Annotated in this window: 19 protein-coding genes and 1 tRNA gene; 10 read left to right on the top strand and 10 right to left on the bottom strand. The window is 64.6% G+C overall.

Annotation, left to right across the window (positions count from 1 at the left end; all coding sequences use genetic code 11):
* The 3 genes from EN943_RS21385 to EN943_RS21375 all read right to left on the bottom strand — a co-directional run.
* On the bottom strand, positions 1 to 651 hold a 651-nt coding region (locus tag EN943_RS21385), incomplete at its 3' end, for a TIGR01459 family HAD-type hydrolase (RefSeq protein WP_127414522.1).
* Positions 648 to 1,922, bottom strand: coding sequence for an FGGY-family carbohydrate kinase (locus tag EN943_RS21380; protein WP_164778304.1), 1,275 nt, complete (start codon positions 1,920 to 1,922; stop codon positions 648 to 650). The genes EN943_RS21380 and EN943_RS21385, both read right to left, overlap by 4 nt.
* 7 nt (positions 1,923 to 1,929) lie before the next feature.
* Positions 1,930 to 2,973, bottom strand: a complete 1,044-nt coding sequence (locus EN943_RS21375; RefSeq protein ID WP_127414520.1) for a class II aldolase/adducin family protein — start codon at positions 2,971 to 2,973, stop codon at positions 1,930 to 1,932.
* A gap of 193 nt (positions 2,974 to 3,166) precedes the next feature.
* On the opposite strand from EN943_RS21375, the gene EN943_RS21370 reads away from it, so the two are divergent.
* The 7 genes from EN943_RS21370 to EN943_RS21340 all read left to right on the top strand — a co-directional run bounded on the left by EN943_RS21370 (position 3,167) and on the right by EN943_RS21340 (position 10,559).
* A complete protein-coding gene (locus EN943_RS21370; protein WP_127414519.1) occupies positions 3,167 to 3,943 on the top strand; it encodes a DeoR/GlpR family DNA-binding transcription regulator in 777 nt (258 codons plus the stop codon).
* On the top strand, positions 3,940 to 5,313 hold the full coding sequence (locus EN943_RS21365) for an FGGY-family carbohydrate kinase (protein WP_127414518.1): 1,374 nt from the start codon (positions 3,940 to 3,942) through the stop codon (positions 5,311 to 5,313). The genes EN943_RS21370 and EN943_RS21365 overlap by 4 nt, the downstream gene beginning before the upstream one ends.
* Positions 5,310 to 6,854, top strand: coding sequence for a sugar ABC transporter ATP-binding protein (locus EN943_RS21360; RefSeq protein WP_127414517.1), 1,545 nt, complete (start codon positions 5,310 to 5,312; stop codon positions 6,852 to 6,854). The genes EN943_RS21365 and EN943_RS21360 overlap by 4 nt, the downstream gene beginning before the upstream one ends.
* The gene (locus EN943_RS21355; protein ID WP_127414516.1) at positions 6,851 to 7,849 is read left to right on the top strand and encodes a ribose ABC transporter permease; all 999 of its coding nucleotides are present in this window, start codon (positions 6,851 to 6,853) and stop codon (positions 7,847 to 7,849) included. The genes EN943_RS21360 and EN943_RS21355 overlap by 4 nt, the downstream gene beginning before the upstream one ends.
* A 76-nt stretch (positions 7,850 to 7,925) precedes the next feature.
* Complete coding sequence (locus EN943_RS21350; protein ID WP_127414515.1) at positions 7,926 to 8,864, top strand: ABC transporter substrate-binding protein; 939 nt, start codon at positions 7,926 to 7,928, stop codon at positions 8,862 to 8,864.
* A gap of 66 nt (positions 8,865 to 8,930) precedes the next feature.
* Positions 8,931 to 9,824 (top strand): sugar phosphate isomerase/epimerase, encoded by an 894-nt coding sequence (locus EN943_RS21345; protein ID WP_127414514.1) that lies wholly within the window; start codon positions 8,931 to 8,933, stop codon positions 9,822 to 9,824.
* Positions 9,825 to 10,205: 381 nt separating this feature from the next.
* On the top strand, positions 10,206 to 10,559 hold the full coding sequence (locus EN943_RS21340) for a cupin domain-containing protein (protein WP_024503728.1): 354 nt from the start codon (positions 10,206 to 10,208) through the stop codon (positions 10,557 to 10,559).
* A gap of 456 nt (positions 10,560 to 11,015) precedes the next feature.
* Here EN943_RS21340 and EN943_RS21330 read toward each other — a convergent pair whose 3' ends face one another.
* Complete coding sequence (locus EN943_RS21330; protein ID WP_127414513.1) at positions 11,016 to 11,816, bottom strand: SDR family oxidoreductase; 801 nt, start codon at positions 11,814 to 11,816, stop codon at positions 11,016 to 11,018.
* Between the two features lie 232 nt (positions 11,817 to 12,048).
* Here EN943_RS21330 and EN943_RS21325 point away from each other — a divergent pair, with 232 nt between their 5' ends.
* Positions 12,049 to 12,474 (top strand): DOPA 4,5-dioxygenase family protein, encoded by a 426-nt coding sequence (locus EN943_RS21325; protein WP_127414512.1) that lies wholly within the window; start codon positions 12,049 to 12,051, stop codon positions 12,472 to 12,474.
* A 75-nt stretch (positions 12,475 to 12,549) separates the two neighbouring features.
* Here EN943_RS21325 and EN943_RS21320 read toward each other — a convergent pair.
* Positions 12,550 to 12,626 (bottom strand) — tRNA-Arg (locus tag EN943_RS21320).
* An 83-nt stretch (positions 12,627 to 12,709) separates the two neighbouring features.
* Positions 12,710 to 13,873, bottom strand: coding sequence for a M20 aminoacylase family protein (locus tag EN943_RS21315; protein ID WP_127414511.1), 1,164 nt, complete (start codon positions 13,871 to 13,873; stop codon positions 12,710 to 12,712).
* Between the two features lie 213 nt (positions 13,874 to 14,086).
* Between EN943_RS21315 and EN943_RS21310 the strand changes: the two genes are divergently transcribed.
* Positions 14,087 to 15,250 (top strand): D-alanyl-D-alanine carboxypeptidase family protein, encoded by a 1,164-nt coding sequence (locus EN943_RS21310; RefSeq protein ID WP_127414510.1) that lies wholly within the window; start codon positions 14,087 to 14,089, stop codon positions 15,248 to 15,250.
* Between the two features lie 3 nt (positions 15,251 to 15,253).
* Positions 15,254 to 16,363, top strand: a complete 1,110-nt coding sequence (locus EN943_RS21305; RefSeq protein WP_127414509.1) for a GTP-binding protein — start codon at positions 15,254 to 15,256, stop codon at positions 16,361 to 16,363.
* Between the two features lie 112 nt (positions 16,364 to 16,475).
* Here the strand turns inward: EN943_RS21305 and EN943_RS21295 are convergent, their stop codons facing one another.
* The 4 genes from EN943_RS21295 to EN943_RS21280 all read right to left on the bottom strand — a co-directional run.
* Positions 16,476 to 16,712, bottom strand: a complete 237-nt coding sequence (locus EN943_RS21295) for a sulfurtransferase TusA family protein (RefSeq protein ID WP_027038079.1) — start codon at positions 16,710 to 16,712, stop codon at positions 16,476 to 16,478.
* An 8-nt stretch (positions 16,713 to 16,720) separates the two neighbouring features.
* A complete protein-coding gene (locus tag EN943_RS21290) occupies positions 16,721 to 18,007 on the bottom strand; it encodes a murein L,D-transpeptidase family protein (protein WP_127414507.1) in 1,287 nt (428 codons plus the stop codon).
* A 217-nt stretch (positions 18,008 to 18,224) separates the two neighbouring features.
* Positions 18,225 to 19,175, bottom strand: a complete 951-nt coding sequence (locus EN943_RS21285) for an acetyl-CoA carboxylase carboxyltransferase subunit alpha (RefSeq protein WP_063173172.1) — start codon at positions 19,173 to 19,175, stop codon at positions 18,225 to 18,227.
* Between the two features lie 99 nt (positions 19,176 to 19,274).
* On the bottom strand, positions 19,275 to 20,165 hold an 891-nt coding region (locus tag EN943_RS21280), incomplete at its 5' end, for a site-specific tyrosine recombinase XerD (RefSeq protein ID WP_164778303.1).

Here is a 20,165-nt window from a genome sequence, read left to right as displayed (position 1 = left end):
CGCCAGCGCGGCTTCGAAAATCGCCGTGTCGGGCTTGCCGATGCGGGTAACGCTGCCGCCCAGGCTTTCGTAGAGATCGGCCAGCTGGCCGGCGCCGAAGCGAGGGCCAACGGGCGTCAGCATGATGATGTCGGGATTGGTGCAGAAACACGGCACCCGCCGCTCTGCCGCCGGCGCGAACAGCCTGCGATAATGGTCAAGGTCAAAGCGGTCGCCCTCGCTGGCCGCGATCAGCACCAACTCGGCCTCATCGCCGGATCCGGTCAGCGCAAATGGCAGGCCCTCGATCGCGGAGCGGTCGTTGTCGCGGCTGATCAGCAGGCATTTTGTCCCCGGGCGCAGCTTTCCCGACGCCGCCATCTCCCCAAAAGATCGCCACGCCACCTCGCCGGAAGAAACGAAATGATCCCAGCTTCCCGGTTCGAAGCCGAGTTTTATGAGCCGGCTTTCATTGGGTTGTGCCCGCCTGCCGGAGTTCGAAACCAGCACCACGGTCTTGCCGGCGCGTTTCAGCGCCGATAGAGCCGCCACCGCGCCTGGATAGGGCCGCGTGCCGTCATGCAGCACGCCGAACTGGCCGAGCAGGAACACGTCGTAGCGCTCCGCCAGCGGCCCGATGCCGTCGAGACGTTCGATCGTTTTCGCGCTCATAGGAGTCCTGCCCGGCTTGCACCCATCAGCGCCAGCCGCGCCGTGCCGGCGGCGGCCTCATCGGAAAGCGCGGGCAGGAAATCGACCCCGAGCCTGCGCCGCCGGATTGTCGTCCAAGCCGGGTTCGCCGCCCCGCCGCCGACGCTCCTGACCGATATCAGCGCGGGCGCGCCGAGTTCGGCAAGCCTGTCATAACCGAGCGCTTCGATCGCGGCGATGCCTTCGAACATCGCTTTCAGATAATCGGCGTCGTCCGCCGGCCGGGGCGCAAGGCGAGGCGGCAGCGCCGGATCGGCGATCGGAAATCGCTCGCCCGTGGCGGGAAGCGGATAGTAATCGAGGCCGGTGTCGGTCTCCGGGTCGATTTTTGCGCTGAGTTCGATGATGCGGGCGAGCGGAAAATGCTGGGCCAGCACCTTGCCGCCGGAATTCGACGCACCGCCTGCCAGCCAGGCGTTGCCGAGTCGGTGGCTGTAGATGCCGAAGCGCGGCGCCGAAATCGGCCGGTCGGACAGGATCTTGATGGTCAGCGAGGATCCCAGCGCGGTAACGCCGTCGCCGATCGCGGCAGCGCCGGTCGCCAGGAACGAGGCGCAGCCATCCGTAGTGCCGGCGACAATGGCCACATCGCGCGGCAAGCCGAACAGTTCCCCCGCTTCCGCGGTGAGGGCGCCGGCGACCTCGCCCGGTTCGACCACGCGCGGCAGCAGATCCATGCGCATTCCGGCCACCGCGATCCATTCCGGCCAGCGGCGGGCCTCGACATCATAGCCTGTCTTCAGGGCATTGTTCTCGTCGCTGACGTCGAAGCGGCCGGAGAAGTTTCCGGCAATCCAGTCGGCCTGATGCAGCACTGCCGCAATGCCCGGCAGATGCTGAAAGCGCAGGGCCTTGGCGAGGCCGGATGTCGCTCCGTGCGCTGCACTTGCAGCCGGCGCGGTGCGGGCGATCGCGGCCAGGATGCCGTCGTCATCGACCTTGTCGTTGTACATCAGCGGTTCGGCCAGCGGCAGCCCGGCGGCGTCGACCGGCAGCAGCGTGCCGGAGGTGCCGTCGACGGCGATGGCGCGGACCGCCGTGCGGTCGATGCCGGAAAGCAGCTCCGTCAGCGCCGCCTTGACCGCTTGCCACCACGCCGTGGGGGCTCGACCATCGCGGCCAAACCTGTCGAGTGGAACGGCCGAATGCCCGGCTATGGAAAAATCCGGACGCATGGCGACGGCGCGCGCACCCGATGTGCCGATATCGATGCCGATGACAAGTGGCACCATGTCCATGCTAGCCGCCAGCCGCGTTGAGCTTCTGGCGATATTGCTCGGCGTCCCAGTTGACCAGTTCGTCATTCTCGGAAGCAGTGAGATAGTTCAGCCGCGCCGCGATGTCGATGCGCGCCGTCACATCGGCAAGGCAGCGTTGCATGGCATCAGCGCCGGCGCTGGCGTCGCCTCGCATCAACACGCCAACGCCAGGAAACAGGATCGCCGCCGGCGGCGTACCCAGCCGTGCGATAACGTCGGCCACGGTCTCGCCGGGCCTCGCCACGACGGAGCCCTGGCCGAGGAAGATGACGTGGTCCGGATAGAGGCTGCCGGCCTGCGCCATGCGACGGCTCTCCGGGTCGAGCGCAACCGCATGCGCTTCGACATCGGCTGGTGGTCTGTAGCCGCTGTCGCCGGCAAGCACCGTCAAGGCGGCAAGATCGGGCGCGGCCGTTGCGCGCGCCGGCCGGGCCAGCAATGATCTGACACGGTGCAGCAAAAGCTCCGCTTCGGCGACGGTTTCGGCGGCGATGACCAGCCCGTGATTGCCAAGGACCAGCACGTCGACATCAGGCCGCAGTTTTTCGGCAATGCCGCGTGCAAGCGGCAGGCCCGGGCGGAAATAGGGCACATAGGCCCATTCGATGCCATCGAGCCGCCTGGCGACCTCGGCCTCGCCATCGGCCTGCACGGCAAGCGAGATGGTGTCGACGCAATGGACATGCAGAACCACGCGCTGCGGCATCAGGGCGTGCACCGTGGTCTCGATCGACGGGCGCAGGCCGCGCGGGTTGAGCGCTGCAATGGTGAAGCCCTGTGGCTGGTCGGCGGCGCGATCGCGCTGTTCGACGGCTTTCAGCAACGGCGCCATCGCTACCGGCACCATGATGTCATCGACCAGCGCGTCCTTCAGCCAGGTGCCGGAAGCCTTGATCCACAGCGTGTCGCCGGCTTTCAGCGAGGTGTTGCCGCCTGCCGCCTGGGTCAGGTGCGGGCTCCGCCCGATGCTGGCCGAAAGCGCCCGCAAGGCCGCCAGTTCTTGCGCATCTGCTTGGGTCGCCATGGCGCTTTTCCTCCAACGGCTCGGCCGTGTCCTGCGCGAAATCCCGTTGCCGGGGTCGAATTGGCGCTGATATCGCAGATGCGAGTGATCTACGTCAATAGTGATCTACTATCATCAAAACACGCTTGCAATCCGGCTAATGTTGAGTAAGTTGCGCCAACTGCCATGGAAAATGGCATCCGGGAGGAAAGAATTGAGCGACTCCGGCCGCCAGCGTCAGATCGTCGAACTGTTGCGGGACCGTCCGTTCGCTTCGGTGCGCGAGCTGCAGGAGCGGCTTGGCGTTTCAGCCGCGACGGTCAGGCGCGATATCGACAGGATCGACGAGGCCGGCGAAGCGCGGAAGGTCTATGGCGGCATCTCGGCGCTCGACGGCGCTTCCCAGGCTGGGGTCGCCTACGCCAGGCCTTACGACGAGAACCGCGACCTCGCGGTCGAGGCCAAGCGGCAGATCGCCGCTCTGGCGGCGACCATGGTGCGCGACGGCGACGCCGTCATCGTGCATGGCGGCTCGACCTGCTTCCATCTCGGGGTCAAGCTCGCCGAGCGCAACATCCGCCTCTACACCAACTCGATGCCGCTGGCGGCCTATCTCAGCGATCACGGCCATTGCAGCCTGACGGTTGCGGGCGGTGACCTGCATCGCGAACCCGGCATCATCCATTCGCTCACCCAGGCCGTGCCTTTCTACGCCTCCAAATTCTTTCTCGGCGCGCAAGGCCTCGGCCAGGAAGGCGTGATGGAATCGCACCCGCTGCTGGTACGCTCGATCGTCGATCTCAGCCTCTGCGCCGACCAGATCGTGGTGCTGGCCGACAGCCGCAAACTGTCGATCCACGCGCGCAATGTCGCGCTGCCGCTTTCCCGCATCGGCACGCTGGTCACCGATGACGGCCTCTCCGACGCCGATGCGCGCCTGTTGGAAGATGCCGGCGTCATGGTGCGGATAGCCTCGGGAGCCATCCAGTGAAGGTGGCTGTCCTCGATTTCGGCAAGACCAATTCGAAGCTGTTCGTCTTCGGCCAGGACGGGCGTATCATCGACGAGCGCCGGACACAGCCGAAATGGGTGCGCCAAGACGGCTTCAGCGTGCTCGACGAGGCGGCGCTCCACCATTGGGCGCTCAGCGCCGTTGCCGATGCGGTCGACGGTCATGGAGTGGAAGGGGTCATGGTGTCGGGCCATGGCTGCACCTTTGCCCTGGTCGACGAAGTGGCGCTGACGCATCCGATCCTCGACTACGAGCAAGAGCCGCCGGCCGAGATTGCCGCGCGGATCGATCACCGCATTCCGGACTTTGCCGAGACCTTCTCGCCGCGGCTGCCGCTCGGCTTCAACTACGGCCGCCACATGCTGTGGCTGCAGGAGGTCGATCCCGACGCGTTCGCTGCGTCGAAATCGATCCTCGGCTATCCGCAATACTGGAGCTGGCGCCTTGGCGGGCGGGCGGTCTCGGAAGTATCCTATCTCGGCTGCCATTCGCATCTGTGGGCGCCGCGCCGCCAAGACTTTTCCTCGCTGGTCGACGCGCAGGGCTGGCGTGACCGGATGCCTGCCTTCGAGCGCGCCGGCACTGTTATCGGCGAGCAGCGCCTCGGCGCTGCGGTGATCGCCATCCACAACGGCGTCCATGACTCGAATGCGGCGCTGCATGCCTATCGCCGGCAGGAGCTTGGCCCGGTCACCGTCGTTTCGACCGGCACCTGGGTCATCGTGCTCAATCCGGACTGCCCGCTCGACGCACTCGACCGGGATCGCGACATGCTGGTCAATGTCGATGTCGGCGGCGGCCCGGTGCCGACCATCCGCTTCATGGGCGGACGCGAGTTCGCAACAATCAGCGCCGGCTGGCAAGGCGAGATCGCCGGTCCGGCGGTGCAGCGGGTGATCGATGCCGGCATCATGGCGCTGCCGAGCTTCGCGCCGGGCGGGCCGATGCCCAGTCATTCCGGCCGGCTGGCGGGGCGCACGCCCGATGCCGAGGAACGCGCGGCCACGGCGCTGCTCTATGTCGCGCTGATGGTCGATCTCTGCCTCGACCTCATCCATTCGAACAACACCGTGATCGTCGATGGCGGGCTGAACACAGGCGGCCTGCTCGCCGGGCTGCTGGCGCAGTTGCGTCCCGGCCAGGCTTTCCTGCAGGGCGCCACGCTGGAGGGCAGCGCAACGGGTGCCGCGGCGCTCGCCTTCGAGAGCGTCGGGCGCGAATTCGCTGCGGAAGTTCCGGAGCCGGTGCGCGCGTCGCGTTTCACCGGGTTGGCAGGCTATCGCAGCAATTGGCGTGACGCCACCATGGACCTGGGCGTCGATGGTGCGGCAGCGGGAGGCGCGCGATGAGTGCGATTGCCACGGCCGAGACGGCGCGCCAGCCGGTGCTGGAGATGCGGCACATCTCCAAGACATTCGGCGCGATCCGTGCCTTGCACGATGTCTCGCTCAGCGTCCATGCCGGCGAGCTGCACGCCTTGATGGGCGAGAACGGCGCCGGCAAGTCGACATTGATGAAAGTGCTTTCAGGCGCCTATCGGCCGGATGCCGGCGGCGAGATCCTGATCGACGGCATGCCGGCGGCGACCGGCGATCCGATCAAGGCGCGCGCCAGCGGCGTCGCGGTGATCTATCAGGAGCTGTCGCTGGCTCCCAATCTGACGGTGGCGCAGAACATCTTCCTCGGCAACGAGCCGCGACGCTTCGGCATCGTCGACCGCGACCAGTGCACCCGGCACGCCAGGGAGATCATCGCGCGTCTGGGCGTCTCCTTTTCGGCCCGCGACATGGTCTCCAGCCTGTCGCTCGGCGAGCGACAGCTGGTCGAGATCGCCCGCGCGCTGTCGACCAATGCGCGCATCATCGTCATGGACGAGCCGACGACGTCGCTGACCTCGCGCGAGACCGACCGGCTGTTCGAGGTCATCGCGACGCTGAAATCGCAAGGCATCGCCATCATCTACATCAGCCACCGCATGGAAGAGGTCTATCAGCTTGCCGATCGCGTCAGCGTGCTGCGCGACAGCGGTTATGTCGGCACGCTCGAGCGTGCCGACCTCAGCGCCTCGCGCCTGGTGTCGATGATGGTCGGCCGCGATCTCACGGCTTTCTACAAGAAGGATCATCGGCCGCCGGACGAAAAGCGCGCGGTGGCGCTCTCGGTGCGCGGCATGTCCGACGGCCGTCTCCTGAAAAACTGTTCGTTCGACCTGCACAAGGGCGAGGTGCTGGCGCTGGCGGGTCTGGTCGGCTCCGGCCGTACCGAGCTCGCGCGGCTGATCTTCGGCGCCGACAGGCACATTTCGGGCACGCTGGAACTCGACGGCAAGCCTGTAGCCATCGGCTCGCCGCGCGAGGCGCTCGATGCCGGCATCGCCTATCTGACCGAGGACCGCAAGGAACTCGGCCTGTTCCTCGACATGTCGATTTCCGACAACATCAGCATGGGCGTGCTGGCGCGGGATTCGCGCGCCGGCGGCCTGCGCGACTTCGCGGCCGCCGAAAGGCGCGCTTCCAAGGCTGTTGCCGATCTCTCCATCCGCACCAGTTCGGTGCAGGCCAATGCCGGTTCGCTGTCGGGCGGCAACCAGCAGAAGGTGCTGCTCGCGCGCCTGCTCGAGACCGAGCCGAAGGTCGTCATCCTCGACGAGCCGACCCGCGGCGTCGATGTCGGAGCGAAATCGGAAATCTACCGGCTGATCGACAATCTCGCCAAGCAGGGCATCGCCATCCTGATGATCTCCAGCGAACTGCCCGAGGTGATCGGCGTCGCCGACCGCGTGCTGGTGATGCGCGACGGCACGATATCGGGCGAGGTGACGGCATCGCAAGGCGAACCGCTAAGCCAGGAGAAAATCATGGAACTTGCAACAGGAGCGGCTCAGCAATGACCGACAAGGCGACCGAGATCAGCGCAGGCGGCCAGGCCACCGGCACGAGCCGACGGTTGCGCACGGCTTTCGCTGCCCTTGGCATGCTGCCGGTGCTGATCCTGCTGGCGGCCGGCTTCCAGTTCCTGAACCCGCGATTCCTGACCGAGACCAATCTTCTGATCGTCACCCAGCAGTCGTCGATCAACATAGTGCTGGCGGCCGGCATGACCTTCGTCATCCTGACCGGCGGTATCGACCTGTCCGTCGGCGCCATCCTCGCGGCATCGGCGATGGTGGCGGTGATGGTGTCGCTGGTGCCGGACTGGGGTTTGCTCGGCGTGCCGGCGGCCATTCTGGTCGGCCTCGGCTTCGGCCTCATCAACGGGCTGCTCATCGCCTACATCAAGCTGCCGCCCTTCATCGTCACGCTGGGTTCGCTGACCGCGGTGCGCGGTGTTGCCCGCCTGCTTGGCCAGGACACCACGGTGTTCAACTCGGACCTGCCGTTCGATTTCATCGGCAACGGTTCGCTGTTCGGCATTCCGTGGCTGGTCATCATCGCGCTGTCGGTGGTGGTGCTGTCCTGGCTGGTGCTCAAGCGCACTGTGCTCGGCACCTGGATCTATGCCGTCGGCGGCAATGCCGAAGCGGCGCGGCTGACCGGCATCAAGGTGCCGCTGGTGCTGCTCTTCGTCTATGGCGTTTCCGGCATGCTGGCCGGCCTTGGCGGCGCCATGTCGGCGGCCCGGCTCTACGCCGCCAATGGCCTGCAACTGGGCCAGTCCTACGAACTCGACGCCATTGCCGCGGTCATCCTCGGCGGCACCAGCTTCGTCGGCGGCGTCGGCTCGATCTGGGGCACGCTGATCGGCGGGCTGATCATAGCGGTGCTCTCCAACGGGCTCATCTTGGCCGGTGTCTCGGACATCTGGCAGTACATCATCAAGGGATTGGTCATCATCGTGGCGGTCGCCCTCGACCGCTACAGGCTCCAGGCAGGAGCAAGAACGTGATTGACCTTAGTCGCCGGCGTCAACGACCGGTTTGTGTAACGCACCGTGAGAGGCGCGGGGCAATCGGAGGAAAGCAATGAAGACCATCGCCAAACTGCTCTGCGGCGTCGCACTCGCGTCGCTCGCCATCGCGCCTGCTTCGGCCAAGGACCTCAACAAGGTCGGTATCTCGGTCGGCCTGCTCGGCAATCCCTTCTTCGTCGCCACCATCAAGGGCATCGAGGACGCGGCCAAGAAGATCAACCCGAAGGTCGAGGTGACCTCGGTATCGGCCGACTATGACCTCAACAAGCAGGTCTCGCAGGTTGATTCGTTCATCGCCGCCGGCGTCGACGTGATCATGCTCAATGCCGTCGACGCCAAGGCGATCGCGCCGGCGGTGAAGAAGGCGCAAGCTGCGGGCATCGTCGTTGCCGCCTTCGACGTTTCGGCGCCGGGCGCCGACGTCACGGTGATGACCAACAACGTCAAGGCGGGCGAAGAGGCCTGCCAGTACCTGGTCGACCACACCGGCGGCAAGGGCGACTACGTCATCCTCAACGGACCGGCATCGTCGTCGATCCTGGAGCGGGTGAAGGGCTGCAAGAACGTGCTGGCGCAGCATCCGGACATCAAGATCCTCTCCGACGATCAGAATGCCGAAGGCTCGCGCGACGGCGGCCTGAAGGTGTTCCAGTCGCTGCTCACCCGCTTCGACAAGATCGATGCGGTGTTCGCCATCAATGACCCGACGGCGATCGGCGCCCAGCTTGCCGCCAAGCAGCTCAACCGTTCGGAATTCATCTTCACCGCCGTCGACGGCGCGCCGGATATCGAGAAGGAACTCTCCTCCGGCACCTCGATGATCAAGGCCTCGGCCTCGCAGGATCCCTACGTGATGGCCGGCCAGTCGCTGACGATGGCGGCCGAACTGCTGGCCGGCAAGAAGCCGGCGGAGCCGATCGTGCTGCTCGACCCGAAGCTGATCACGGCCGAGAACCTGAAGGACTACAAGGGCTGGACCGCAGCCCGCTAAATCCTTCCCAAGGCCGGTGCGGCCGGGATGACCCGGCCGCACCTCTTGTCAGCACCGGAGACGATAATGTCGCGTATTGGAATCCATTCTTTCGTCTGGTCGGCGAGCTCGGCTCAGGCAGATCTCGAGCGCACGCTGGCCAACACCAGGGAGGCCGGCTTCGACCTCATCGAATTCTCCTATCTCGACCCCGCCGATGTCGACATCGGCGGGCTCGCCAGGCGCATCGGCGACCTTGGCCTCGGCGTCGCGATCAGCATCGGATTGCCTGTTGATGGCGACATTTCGAGCGCCGACAAGGCGATTGCCGCGCGCGGCGTCGAAATCCTCAACGACACCATCGCGCTGACGCGCGATCTCGGCGGCCGGAAGGTCGCCGGCATTCTCTCGACCAGCCACGGATTGCAGGTCGAGGCGCCGACGCGCGATCAATGGCAGCGCAGCGCCGGCACGCTGGCCAAGGTTGCCGAGACAGCCAAGGCGGCCGGCGTCACGCTCAACCTCGAGATCGTCAACCGCTTCGAGAGCAATCTGCTCAACACCGCCGCACAAGGGCGGGCCTTCATCGAGGACACCGGCTCGGACAACATCTTCCTGCATCTCGACACGTTCCACATGAACGTCGAGGAGGCCGATGTCGGGCTGGCCATCCGTCAAGCCGCGGACAAGATCGGCTATGTCCATATCGGCGAAAGCCATCGCGGCTTCCTCGGCACCGGCAATATCGATTTCGCCGCGATCTTCGATGCGTTGACGGCTATCGGCTACAGCGACGACCTCAGCTTCGAATCCTTCTCGTCGGAGATCGTCGATGAGAACCTGTCGAAGAAGACCGCGATCTGGCGCAATCTCTGGACGGACAACATGGCGCTGGCCAAGCACGCGCGCGCCTTCATCGGGCTCGGGCTGGAGACGGCAAGGCGCAAGGCGGAGCTGGTTTCGGCACGGCACAAGCCCTGACCCGCCCGTCGAGGGCCGAAGGACGCGGCGTGCGCCGCATGGCAGGTTTCGAACTCAGAGTACCAAAAGGCCTCGTGGCAGCCAGTGTTGGCAGGTTTTGTGCCGCCAGCTTCTTCGTGATAGGAATTTTTTCTTGACTCGGTGCACTCAGCTATGGTACATTTTTGCCCATGGTGCTGATTTGCGCCAGTGACCCGCCGCAAGGCGGGTTTTTTGTTTGATGCACCGTCAGCCAACGTGCCGGCGAAGGCTCCGAAGGAACCTGCTAGCCCGAGTTCGTTGGCCTGCGCCATATGGCGCCGGCATTGCTCGCGGCAGGTGCATCGGTTATCTGACCGGCCAGGCAACAACGCCACGCAATCCACCAACGGAGCCCAGCACATGACGCGCGAGACAATCCTCAAATTCGGCACCGTCGAACACGCGGACGCCGGCGATCTGGCTGGCTGGATCGTCGTCGAGGGCAGGCCGACCATGCAAACCGCCGTCCAGCACACGACCGAGGACGGCAAGGTGCTGTCGGGCACCTGGCGGGCGACACCCGGCACCTATCACGCGACCTACACCGACTACGAGTTCGTGCACATGATCGCCGGCCGCATCATCATCACGCCGGACGGCGGCACGCCGGTCGAGGTCGGCCCCGGCGATGCCTTCGTGGTAGAAGCGGATTTCAAGGGAACCTGGAAGATCATCGAGCCGGTGACGAAGCATTTTGTCGTGCGGGTCGGCTGAGGCGGATCGTTTCCAAATGCGTGAAAATCACCCGCCGTGGTTCACCATGGCGGGTTTTTCATTTCCAGATCAGTGCCAATCGTTTTTTCGCACCAGCGACGCCGTCAGGGGGCCAGGTGGACCGAAATGGGTCAGGGAGCCTGGCACGGCATTTGCTGCTCTGTGCATGAGGCCACAATGGCCGGCTCGGTCCATGGACTCGTCGCTTCGCGGTGGGGCGGTGGCTTTTCAACGGTTGGCAACGATGTATTTTCCTCAATTTCTTGTCGGAATGGTCGCGACATCGGGGTCGCTTGCGATCTGGATCTGTTGCGAAACGGGGTCGGTAGGGGTTGCCCTTGCATGGACCGCCATGAACTCAGCTCTGCTGCAGGTGGGTTATTTCATGCTTTTGGCCAGACTTATCCATCTGCCGGCCTCTGAAGGGCTCACTGCTGCCGTCGGTCGTTGCCGGGATCAGTAGTGTATCGGCCCTGTGATCCCGCCGCCACAGGCGATCGCGTCACCGTTGATTGCGATGCTTCGCGGCGAGGCGAGGAAAGCAACGACGTCAGCAATCTCGGCGCTGTCGACGAGGCGGCCGATCGTGACGTTGGCGGCCAGGCGCCGTTCGATCTCCTCGGGCGAAACGCCGGCCGAGGCCGCCCGGGCAGCGACCAGGGCAGCGGTCTTTTCGGTGCGCGTCAGACCGGGATGGACCACCGTCACATTGATTCCCTTCGGGCCCAATTCATCGGCGAGATTCTTGGTCAGCGCAGAGACCGCAACATTGCGGATCGAGCCGGTGATCGAGCCAGTCTGGCGCGCGGCGAGGCCGCTTATGTTGATGATCCGGCCCCAGCCGCCGGCAGCCATATGAGGAGCGGCCTCGCGTGCCGTGCGAAGATAACCCATCACCTTGACGTTCACGTCATCCCAGAACAGGTCGTCGGTGATCTCGCCCAGCTTTGGCGGTGGTGCCTGGCCGCCGGGTTTGGCCGCGGCGTTGACCAGGATGTCGAGGCCGCCGAGCGACGAGACCGTTGCCGCCACCAGCGCTTTGACGGAGCTGTCGTCCTGTGTGTCGACGGTCAGTCCGACGATCTTGCGTCCACTCTCAGCGGCCAGGTCACGCACGGCAAGGTCCAGATCGGCAGTGTTGCGGCCGGCGATGACCAGATCCACGCCTTCCAGCGCGAGTTGCCGGGCGATGGCGCGGCCGATGCCCTTGCTGCCGCCGGTGACCAGCGCGCGTTTGCCGTTCAGTTGCAGGTCCATGGTGTATCTCCTTGTCGATTGCCGCGTGGGCCCGATGGAGCGGACTATCGAAACCGGCGCGGTGTGTGTCCCTTGCAGCGCGCGGCCTGGAAAGTCGGCACCAGCAAGCCAGTGTTGCGTCAGGACCATTGGTGGCCTCATGGTTCCCGTCAAGGAATGCTGTTCCCCGGATCCAAATTGTTGGGTATCGTTCGGGCTGGATTGGCCAGCGAGCGCGTGCGGAGATATGAAAATGGGCCTTTCAGGCACGGAAAACGAACCCAGGCGCCTTTCGGAAATCGCCAGCTATCATGCGCATGTCTATTACGACCGACTGAGGACCCGCCCGGTTGCGGAATGGTTGCGCGCCGCGATCGGCGAACGCTTTCTGGTTCGGCTCGGGAACTGGCATGACGAGAAGGTGGGGCCGCATGACCAACCTATGTTTCAGGTCTCATTTGGAAACGACGTTTTTGCCACACTCGTGCCGTGGCTGATGCTCAACCATCGCGGCCTCAGCATCCTCGTCCATCCGAACACTGCAAATCCGCGGCGAGACCATCTGATCGATCCCGTCTGGGTGGGCACACCGCTGCACCTTCACGGTGAGAGCCTGCCGGAGGACCATGAGGCGGAGGAGGCACTGCTGCCGAACACCACGCCGACCATCTTGGCCTGATCGCACGACGCATGACATTCGCCGCGCCAGGGGCCAAAAACTGCGGCCCGAATTTCACCAAGTCTTTGAGAAGCGTGGTGATCCCGACAGGAATCGAACCTGTGACCTACAGATTAGGAATCTGCCGCTCTATCCTACTGAGCTACGGGACCACGCGGCCCGACACATAGCCGCTTCGGATCGTTTCGCCAAGAGGCCGGCCGAAGGCAATTCGGCCGGCTTTGCGCTGCCGCCGTCAGGCGGCCAGCGCGGTTTCCGCCAGTTTCACCCAGTAGCTCATGCCGTGCGGGATGACCTCGTCGTTGAAGTCGTAGGCCGGGTTGTGGAGACCGGCGGTGTCGCCATTGCCGATGAAGATGAAGGCGCCGGGGCGGGCTTCGAGCATGTAGGAGAAATCCTCGCCGCCCATAACCGGCTGGATGCCGCGGTGGACATGGGCGTCGCCGGCGACACTCATCGCGACGTCACCGGCAAACACCGTCTCTTCCGCGTGGTTGAAGGTCACGGGGTAATTCGCCTGGTAGTCGACCTCGATCCTGGCGCCGAACGCGGTCGCCAGCCCGTCGCATATGGTGCGGATGCGCTCTTCGGACTTCTTGGCGATCTCCTTGCGCAAGGTGCGCACGGTGCCGGCGATTTCCGCCGTCTCCGGGATGATGTTGTAGGCATCGCCGGCGTGGAACTTGGTCACCGATACCACCACGGCCTCGACCGGGTCGGTGCTGCGCGAGGCGATGGTCTGCAAGGCGCCGACCAGCTGGCTGGTGATGACGATCGGGTCGATCGTGCCGTGCGGCATCGCCGCGTGGCCGCCCTTGCCGCGCACTGTGATGGTGAACTCGGCGGTCGCCGCCATGATCGGGCCCGGGCGAATGGCGAACTGCCCGACAGGCAGGCCCGGCATGTTGTGCATGCCGAACACTTTGGAGATGTCGAAACGCTCCATCATGCCGTCCTTGACCATCTCGTTGCCGCCGCCGCCGCCCTCTTCGGCCGGCTGGAAGATCACCGCCACCGAGCCGGTGAAGTTGCGCGTCTCGGCGAGGTATTTGGCGGCACCAAGCAGCATCGCCGTGTGGCCGTCATGGCCGCAGGCGTGCATCTTGCCGGGAATGGTCGAGGCGTAGGACTTGCCTGTGATCTCGTTGAGCGGCAGCGCGTCCATGTCGGCGCGCAGGCCGATGGTCGGACCTTCGCCCTGGCGGCCGCGGATGACGCCGACGACGCCGGTCTTGCCGAGGCCGGTGACCACATCGTCGCAGCCGAAGGCTTTCAGCTTCTCGGTGACGAAGGCGGCGGTCTTGAAGACGTCGAAGTTCAGTTCTGGCGTCTGGTGCAGATGCTGGCGCCAGCCGGCAACTTCGTCCTGCATTTCGGCGGCACGGTTCAGGATTGGCATGATGGTTCCATCTCGCTGTTGGGACGGCGGGTGTTGGCCGCTGCCTTGCAATTGTGATCGCCAGGCACTTTGCCATCTTGGCGTCACATAGAGTAAATAGCACCGCAACAATGGGGTCCGGTTTTTGAGGGTCGGACCATATGCTGGCGATCGCGTAACGAAATCTTACGGAGCCAGGGGCGACTACGGCAAGAGGCGATTTCGGATTTGATCATGCGGTACAGGCATTTCCTCAAACTATTCTCGGCTGGCACAATCGCGCTATCGGTCGTGGCCGGGCCGGCGCTGGCCAATCCGGTGGTCGTGTTCGACTTGAACAGCGGCAAGATCCTGCAGCATCAGGATGCGTTCAAGCGCTGGTATCCGGCATCGTTGAGCAAGCTGATGACCGCTTATGTCACCTTTCGGGCGATCGCCGCCGGCGAGGTGCAGCTTGATTCGCCGGTCAAGGTGACCAAACACGCCGCCGCCGAGCCGCCAAGCAAGATGGGCTTCAAGCCGGGCTCGGTGATGCGGCTCGACAATGCGCTGAAGATGATGCTGGTCAAATCGGCCAACGACATCGCCATGGCGGTGGGCGAAAATGTCGGCGGTTCGCAGGCCGCCTTTGCCGAGCGGATGAACGCCGAGGCGACCCGGCTCGGCATGAACGGCACGCATTTCGTCAATCCGAACGGGCTCTATTCGCCGGATCAGTACACGACGGCGCGCGACCTCGCCGTGCTGGTGATGGCGATCCGCCGCGAATTTCCGCAATATGCGCCGTGGTTCTCGATCGAAGGTCTTGCCGTCGGCAAAAAGGCTATTCCCAACTACAATCTCTTGATCGGCCGTTATCCCGGCGCCGATGGCATGAAGACCGGCTTTGTCTGCCCCTCGGGCTTCAACATGATCGGTTCGGCGACGCGCAACGGGCGCACGCTGGTCGCGGTGGTGCTTGGCGAAAAGTCGGCCGTCACACGTGCCGAGACGGCGGCAAAACTGCTCGATCAGGGGTTCGACGCGCCTGCCGCAGGCTCGGCCACCGTCACCACGCTGGCGCCCTATGGCGACACGGTCTCGCCCAACGACATGCAGGACGAGGTCTGCAAGAAGAAGACGCCGCAGGAGCAGTCGGAGGCGCCGCCGGTCGCCGCCAAGAACGTGCCGAAATCGCCCTATCAGGAAAAGCTCGACCATGTGCCGACGCTGGTTGCCGTCGGCCTTGGCGGCGCCACCGGTCCGGCGCCGAAGGCCATCCTCGACCAGGGCGCCCAGGAATACGCAGATGTGCCGATCCCAAGCTGGCGGCCCGACAGGCCGGCACCGGTCGGCACCGGCCCGAAGATTGCCGGCTCCGCCGCACAGGGCGACCAGCCGGTCAAGGTTGCGAACTAGCCAATGGGCAGCGGCTTCCCGATCCCAGTCTCGGTGCTGACCGGTTTCCTCGGCGCCGGCAAGACGACGCTGCTCAACCGGCTGCTCAAGGATCCGGCGCTGGCCGACACGGCGGTAATCATCAACGAGTTCGGCGAGGTGGCGATCGACCATTTGCTGGTCGAGCAGTCTTCCGACGGCATCATTCAGCTGTCGGACGGCTGCCTGTGCTGCACGGTGCGCGGTGAACTGGTCGATACGCTGGCCGACCTGGTCGACCGGCTGCAGACCGGCCGCATCGCCCGGCTTGCCCGCGTCATCGTCGAGACCACCGGCCTGGCCGACCCGGCGCCGGTGCTGCAGTCGATCATGGCGCATCCGGCGCTGATCCAGGCCTTCCGGCTCGACGGCGTCATCACACTGGTCGATGCCGTCAACGGCAACGCCACGCTCGACGCCCATGTCGAGGCGGTCAAGCAGGTTGCCGTCGCCGACCGCATCGTGCTCAGCAAAGCCGATCTGGCCACCGATCCCAATGAGCTGGAAATGCTGCGGGCGCGCCTGCGGCAGATCAATCCAGGCGCCGAACTGCTCGATGCCGGCGACACGGAGACAGGCGTGGCGGCGCTGTTTGACTGCGGCCTCTACAACCCGGCAACCAAATCCGCCGATGTGCGGCGCTGGCTTGGCGAGGAAGCCGCTCATGATCATCACCATCATGATGGCCATGATCACGAGCATGGCCATGACCACGGTCATCGCCACGATCAGCGCGTGCGTTCCTATTCGCTGGTGCATGACGGCCCGGTGCCGTTTTCGGCGATCGAGATGTTCCTCGACCTGCTGCGCTCGACGCATGGCGAGCGCCTACTGCGCATGAAGGGCGTTATCGAGTTGGAGGAGGACCCGTCGCGGCCGCTGGTGATCCATGGCGTGCAGAAAATCCTGCATCCGCCGGTGCAATTGCCGTCCTGGCCCGATGGCCAGCGCGGCACGCGGCTGGTGCTGATCACGCTCGACATGCCGGAAGATTATATCCGCAGGCTGTTCGCCGCCTTCGCCAACCGGCCGTCGATCGACACGCCCGACCGCGCGGCGCTGGAAAACAACCCGCTGGCCATTGCCGGACGTTGAACTCTAAAGCGCGTCGCGGCCAAACGGATTCATGCGACGCGCTTTAGGTCTTTGTTTTTATGCATGTCGTTGTCCCAAAACCGGACCCACTTTTGGGCGACATGCACTACGATTACGGCGCGCCGCGCTCGACCAGGAAGCGATGACCGCCGGAGATCGCCGCCGTTTCAATCAACTGGTGGCCGCTCTCGGAGCAGAATGCCGGAATGTCGATGACGGCGAGGGGGTCGGTTGTCTCCAACCAGAGCCGGCTGCCCGGCTGCATGCCGGCCAGGCGTTTTTTCGCCTTGAGTACGGGCAGGGGGCAGTTCAGTCCCTTGAGGTCATAAATAGCGGCGCGGTCAGCCACGGGTGATATCAACCGCCGAACATGCCGAGCAGCTTGTTCTTCAGCTTCGTCACGCGACTCTCGTCGGCGCTCGCTGCCTGCGTTTCAGCCATCGGCGCCGCTACCGAAGGGGCCGCGATGGTCGCGGTGGCGACAGGGGCTTCCTTGGCGGCCTTTTCAGCCAGAGCCTGGGCCTTGGCGGCTTCCTTGGCTTGCTTGGCCGCCTCTATGGCAGCCAGCCTCTGCTCCTCGGCCTTCTGCTTGGCGGCTTTTTCGGCGTCGAGGGCGGCCATCTTGCGGCCGGCGGGCGAATCGATGCGGCCCATGCGCGCCGTCTCGGTGACCGAGCCGTCATTGTTGAGCGACGGCGGATCAATCGGCACGCGTTCGCCGCGTGCGCGGCGCTTCGACCAGTCGGAGACGATGCTGGCTTCCTTGATACCGGCAATGGTCGGCTTGGGCGCCGGCACGCTGGCCTTGACCGCGCCGCTGAACGCAGCGTCGTAGGTGCTCATGTAGGAATTGTAGGCGCTCTTCAGCGAATCAGGCTGCGTGGTCGCCGGGCAGGCGCCGGTCGGATCGAATGTCTGACCGTCGGCGGCAACCTGGTTGAAGACATAACGCTTCTCGCAGACATCGACCTTCGGCGGCACCTTGGTGATCTCGAAATTGTCGTAGCCGACCTTCAGCATCTTCCAGAAGTCGTAATTCGGGTCGTTGCGGTAGCGTGCCATGTTGGCGGCGGTCATGCGGAACGGAAACGCCTGGATCTGGAACTCGGTCTGGCCGCCCTGGAAAGCATCGCGGCCGAAGGCATAGATCTGCTCGATCTGCGCATCGGTCATCGAATAGCAGCCCGACGACGAGCAGGCGCCGTGCACCATCAAATTGGAGCCGGTGCGGCCGTTGGCGCGGTCATAGGCGTTGGGATAGCCGATGTTGAAGGACAGATGGTAGTTCGAGCGCGGATTCATCTGCGCCGGGCGCACCGTGTAGAAGCCTTCCGGCGCCTGGCGGTCGCCTTCGGTGTATTTCGGCCCGAGCTTGCCCGACCATTTGCAGATGTCGTAGCTGGCGACCATGTCATAGCGGCCGTTGGTCTTGGCCTTCCAGATCTCGAGCTTGCCTTCTTCCTTGAAGATGCGGGCCATCACCGACGAGGTGCGGACCATGCCCTTGGCCCTCATGTCGGCGAGGATCTTGTCGGGCAGCGGCTTGTTGGCCTCCGGGGCAAAATCCTTCATCGACGAATTGTTGCAGCCGGCAACGCCGAGGGCAGCGATCAGGATTCCGGTGCGGGCAAGCTTGACAAACATGGCTGCGGATATCGTCTTTTCTCTGGCGCCAGGACGTTTCCTGCCCCGGCTGCTACACTGCGCATCGACGGACCCTAAGCCCGTTAACCCTAATAAATTCCTTACCGCAAGTGCCGACGCATCCCCCTGCGGCAGTCTCATTGAGCCGAATGCAGCGGCATTTTTGTGGCAAGAATGCTCTCAGCCGCCACATTGTGGCGGCCAAGGCTGCCTGTGGTCAGAGACTGCGGCCCATGGCCAGGTATTTTTCGCGGCGCTGCTCGCGGAAATCGGTGTTGGCGCCGGCAAAATCCTTCATCGTCCTGGCGATGAGGTCTCCGGTCGCGGCGATCACGGTTTCGGCGCCGCGATGCGCGCCGCCGAGCGGCTCGGGGATGATGGCGTCGATGATCTTCAGTTCCAGAAGATCCTGCGCGGTGATCTTCATGTTGGTCGCTGCATCCTTCGATCGCGTCGTGTCGCGCCACAGGATAGAGGCGGCACCTTCCGGCGAAATCACCGAATAGATGGCGTGTTCGAGCATATAGACGCGGTTGGCGGTGGCGATGGCAATGGCGCCGCCCGAACCACCTTCGCCGATGACCACGGAGATCGACGGTACTTTCAGGCCGAGACAGGTCGAGGTTGAACGGGCGATAGCCTCAGCCTGGCCGCGCTCCTCGGCGTTGACACCGGGATAGGCGCCGGCCGTGTCGACCAGCGTCAGCAGCGGGATCTTGAAGCGGTCGGCCAGTTCCATCAGCCGTACCGCCTTGCGGTAGCCCTCCGGACGAACCGAGCCGAAATTGTGCTTCAGGCGGCTGGCTGTGTCGGAACCTTTTTCCTGGCCGATGATGGCAATGGGTTCGCCGCGGAAACGGGCGAAACCGCCGACGATCGCCTGGTCCTCACCGAAATTGCGGTCGCCGGCCAGCGGCGTGAAATCGGTGAACAGGCCCTTGATGTAGTCGACGCAATGCGGCCTGTCGGGATGGCGAGCCACCTGCACCTTCTGCCACGGTGTCAGCGCCTTGTAGGCGTCGCGCAGCGCGTCGCGGGAGCGCTTCTCGAGACGGCTGATCTCGTCGCCGACATCGACCGCCTCGCCATTCTCGGCAAGCTTCTTCAGCTCGAGGATCTTGCCCTCGAGATCCTGCACCGGCTTTTCGAAATCGAGGTAATTATACATGCGTGAGCGGACCGATACGTCGGAAGGCAGTGGCTGACGGAACCCTTGAATCCAAGGCTCCGGGCGGTGAAATGTCGTCCTCACATAGCGATATGAGGCCTAGTCGGCAAGCGGATGATGATCGTTGACCAGCCGCACCAGCCGCTCTTCCAGCACATGGGTGTAAATCTGTGTCGTCGATATGTCGGCATGGCCAAGCAATTGCTGCACAGCCCGGAGATCGGCGCCGTTCTGCAGGAGATGGCTGGCGAAAGCATGGCGCAGCACGTGCGGCGAGATCTTCGCCGAGGCGATGCCGGCCCTTGCCGCCAGCCCTTTCAGGTCACGCGCGAAGACCTGACGCGAGAGATAGCCGCTATCGGAGGCGGCCGGAAACAGGAACGGACTGTCGGCAAAGGCTGGCACCCTGGCACGGGCGGCAAGCCAGGTTTTCATCGCCGTGCGTGCCTTGGCGGACAGCGGCACCATGCGCTCCTTGTCGCCCTTGCCGCGCACCATGAAGAAACGGTCGTCGCGCTGCGCCACTGTCACCGGCAGGCCGACCAGCTCGGAAACGCGCAGGCCGGTGGCGTAAAGCACCTCGACAAGCGCATGCAGGCGCAGTGACGCCAGACTGTCCCCATCGCCCGACGAGGCATCGCCGGCCTCAAGCGCTGCACGGTCGATCAGCCGGCCGGTGTCGGCCTCGCTCATCGTCTTGGGCAGCGGGCGGCCCTTTTTCGGGCTGTCCAGCGTGCCGGTCGGGTCATCGGCGCGCAGGCCCTCGGCGTAGAGGAATTTGAAGAACTGGCGGATCGCCGACAGTTTGCGCGCCTGCGAGGTGGCTGCAAAGCCGCGGGCGGCGATGTCGTCGAGATAGGCGCGGATATCGGCGGCGGCGGCACCGGCCAGCCCGCCATCGATCGCGCCGGAAGCGTCCTCGAGGTCGCGGCGGTAGGAGGAAAGCGTGTTTTCGGCCGCGCCCCGCTCGGCACTCATCATTTCCAGAAA

Source organism: Mesorhizobium sp. M7A.F.Ca.US.006.01.1.1 (assembly GCF_003997935.1).
Lineage (GTDB): Bacteria > Pseudomonadota > Alphaproteobacteria > Rhizobiales > Rhizobiaceae > Mesorhizobium.
The sequence above is the reverse complement of the archived record's forward strand: the minus strand, read 5'-3'. Positions and strand labels throughout refer to the sequence as shown.

Coding starts and splice junctions, on each gene's coding strand:
- EN943_RS21285 (WP_063173172.1), bottom strand. CDS start 19,175: ATGTATAATTACCTCGATTTCGAAAAGCCGGTGCAGGATCTCGAGGGC.
- EN943_RS21290 (WP_127414507.1), bottom strand. CDS start 18,007: ATGTTTGTCAAGCTTGCCCGCACCGGAATCCTGATCGCTGCCCTCGGC.
- EN943_RS21355 (WP_127414516.1), top strand. CDS start 6,851: ATGACCGACAAGGCGACCGAGATCAGCGCAGGCGGCCAGGCCACCGGC.
- EN943_RS21315 (WP_127414511.1), bottom strand. CDS start 13,873: ATGCCAATCCTGAACCGTGCCGCCGAAATGCAGGACGAAGTTGCCGGC.
- EN943_RS21380 (WP_164778304.1), bottom strand. CDS start 1,922: ATGGTGCCACTTGTCATCGGCATCGATATCGGCACATCGGGTGCGCGC.
- EN943_RS21305 (WP_127414509.1), top strand. CDS start 15,254: ATGGGCAGCGGCTTCCCGATCCCAGTCTCGGTGCTGACCGGTTTCCTC.
- EN943_RS21310 (WP_127414510.1), top strand. CDS start 14,087: ATGCGGTACAGGCATTTCCTCAAACTATTCTCGGCTGGCACAATCGCG.
- EN943_RS21375 (WP_127414520.1), bottom strand. CDS start 2,973: ATGGCGACCCAAGCAGATGCGCAAGAACTGGCGGCCTTGCGGGCGCTT.
- EN943_RS21330 (WP_127414513.1), bottom strand. CDS start 11,816: ATGGACCTGCAACTGAACGGCAAACGCGCGCTGGTCACCGGCGGCAGC.
- EN943_RS21325 (WP_127414512.1), top strand. CDS start 12,049: ATGGGCCTTTCAGGCACGGAAAACGAACCCAGGCGCCTTTCGGAAATC.
- EN943_RS21345 (WP_127414514.1), top strand. CDS start 8,931: ATGTCGCGTATTGGAATCCATTCTTTCGTCTGGTCGGCGAGCTCGGCT.
- EN943_RS21350 (WP_127414515.1), top strand. CDS start 7,926: ATGAAGACCATCGCCAAACTGCTCTGCGGCGTCGCACTCGCGTCGCTC.
- EN943_RS21360 (WP_127414517.1), top strand. CDS start 5,310: ATGAGTGCGATTGCCACGGCCGAGACGGCGCGCCAGCCGGTGCTGGAG.
- EN943_RS21340 (WP_024503728.1), top strand. CDS start 10,206: ATGACGCGCGAGACAATCCTCAAATTCGGCACCGTCGAACACGCGGAC.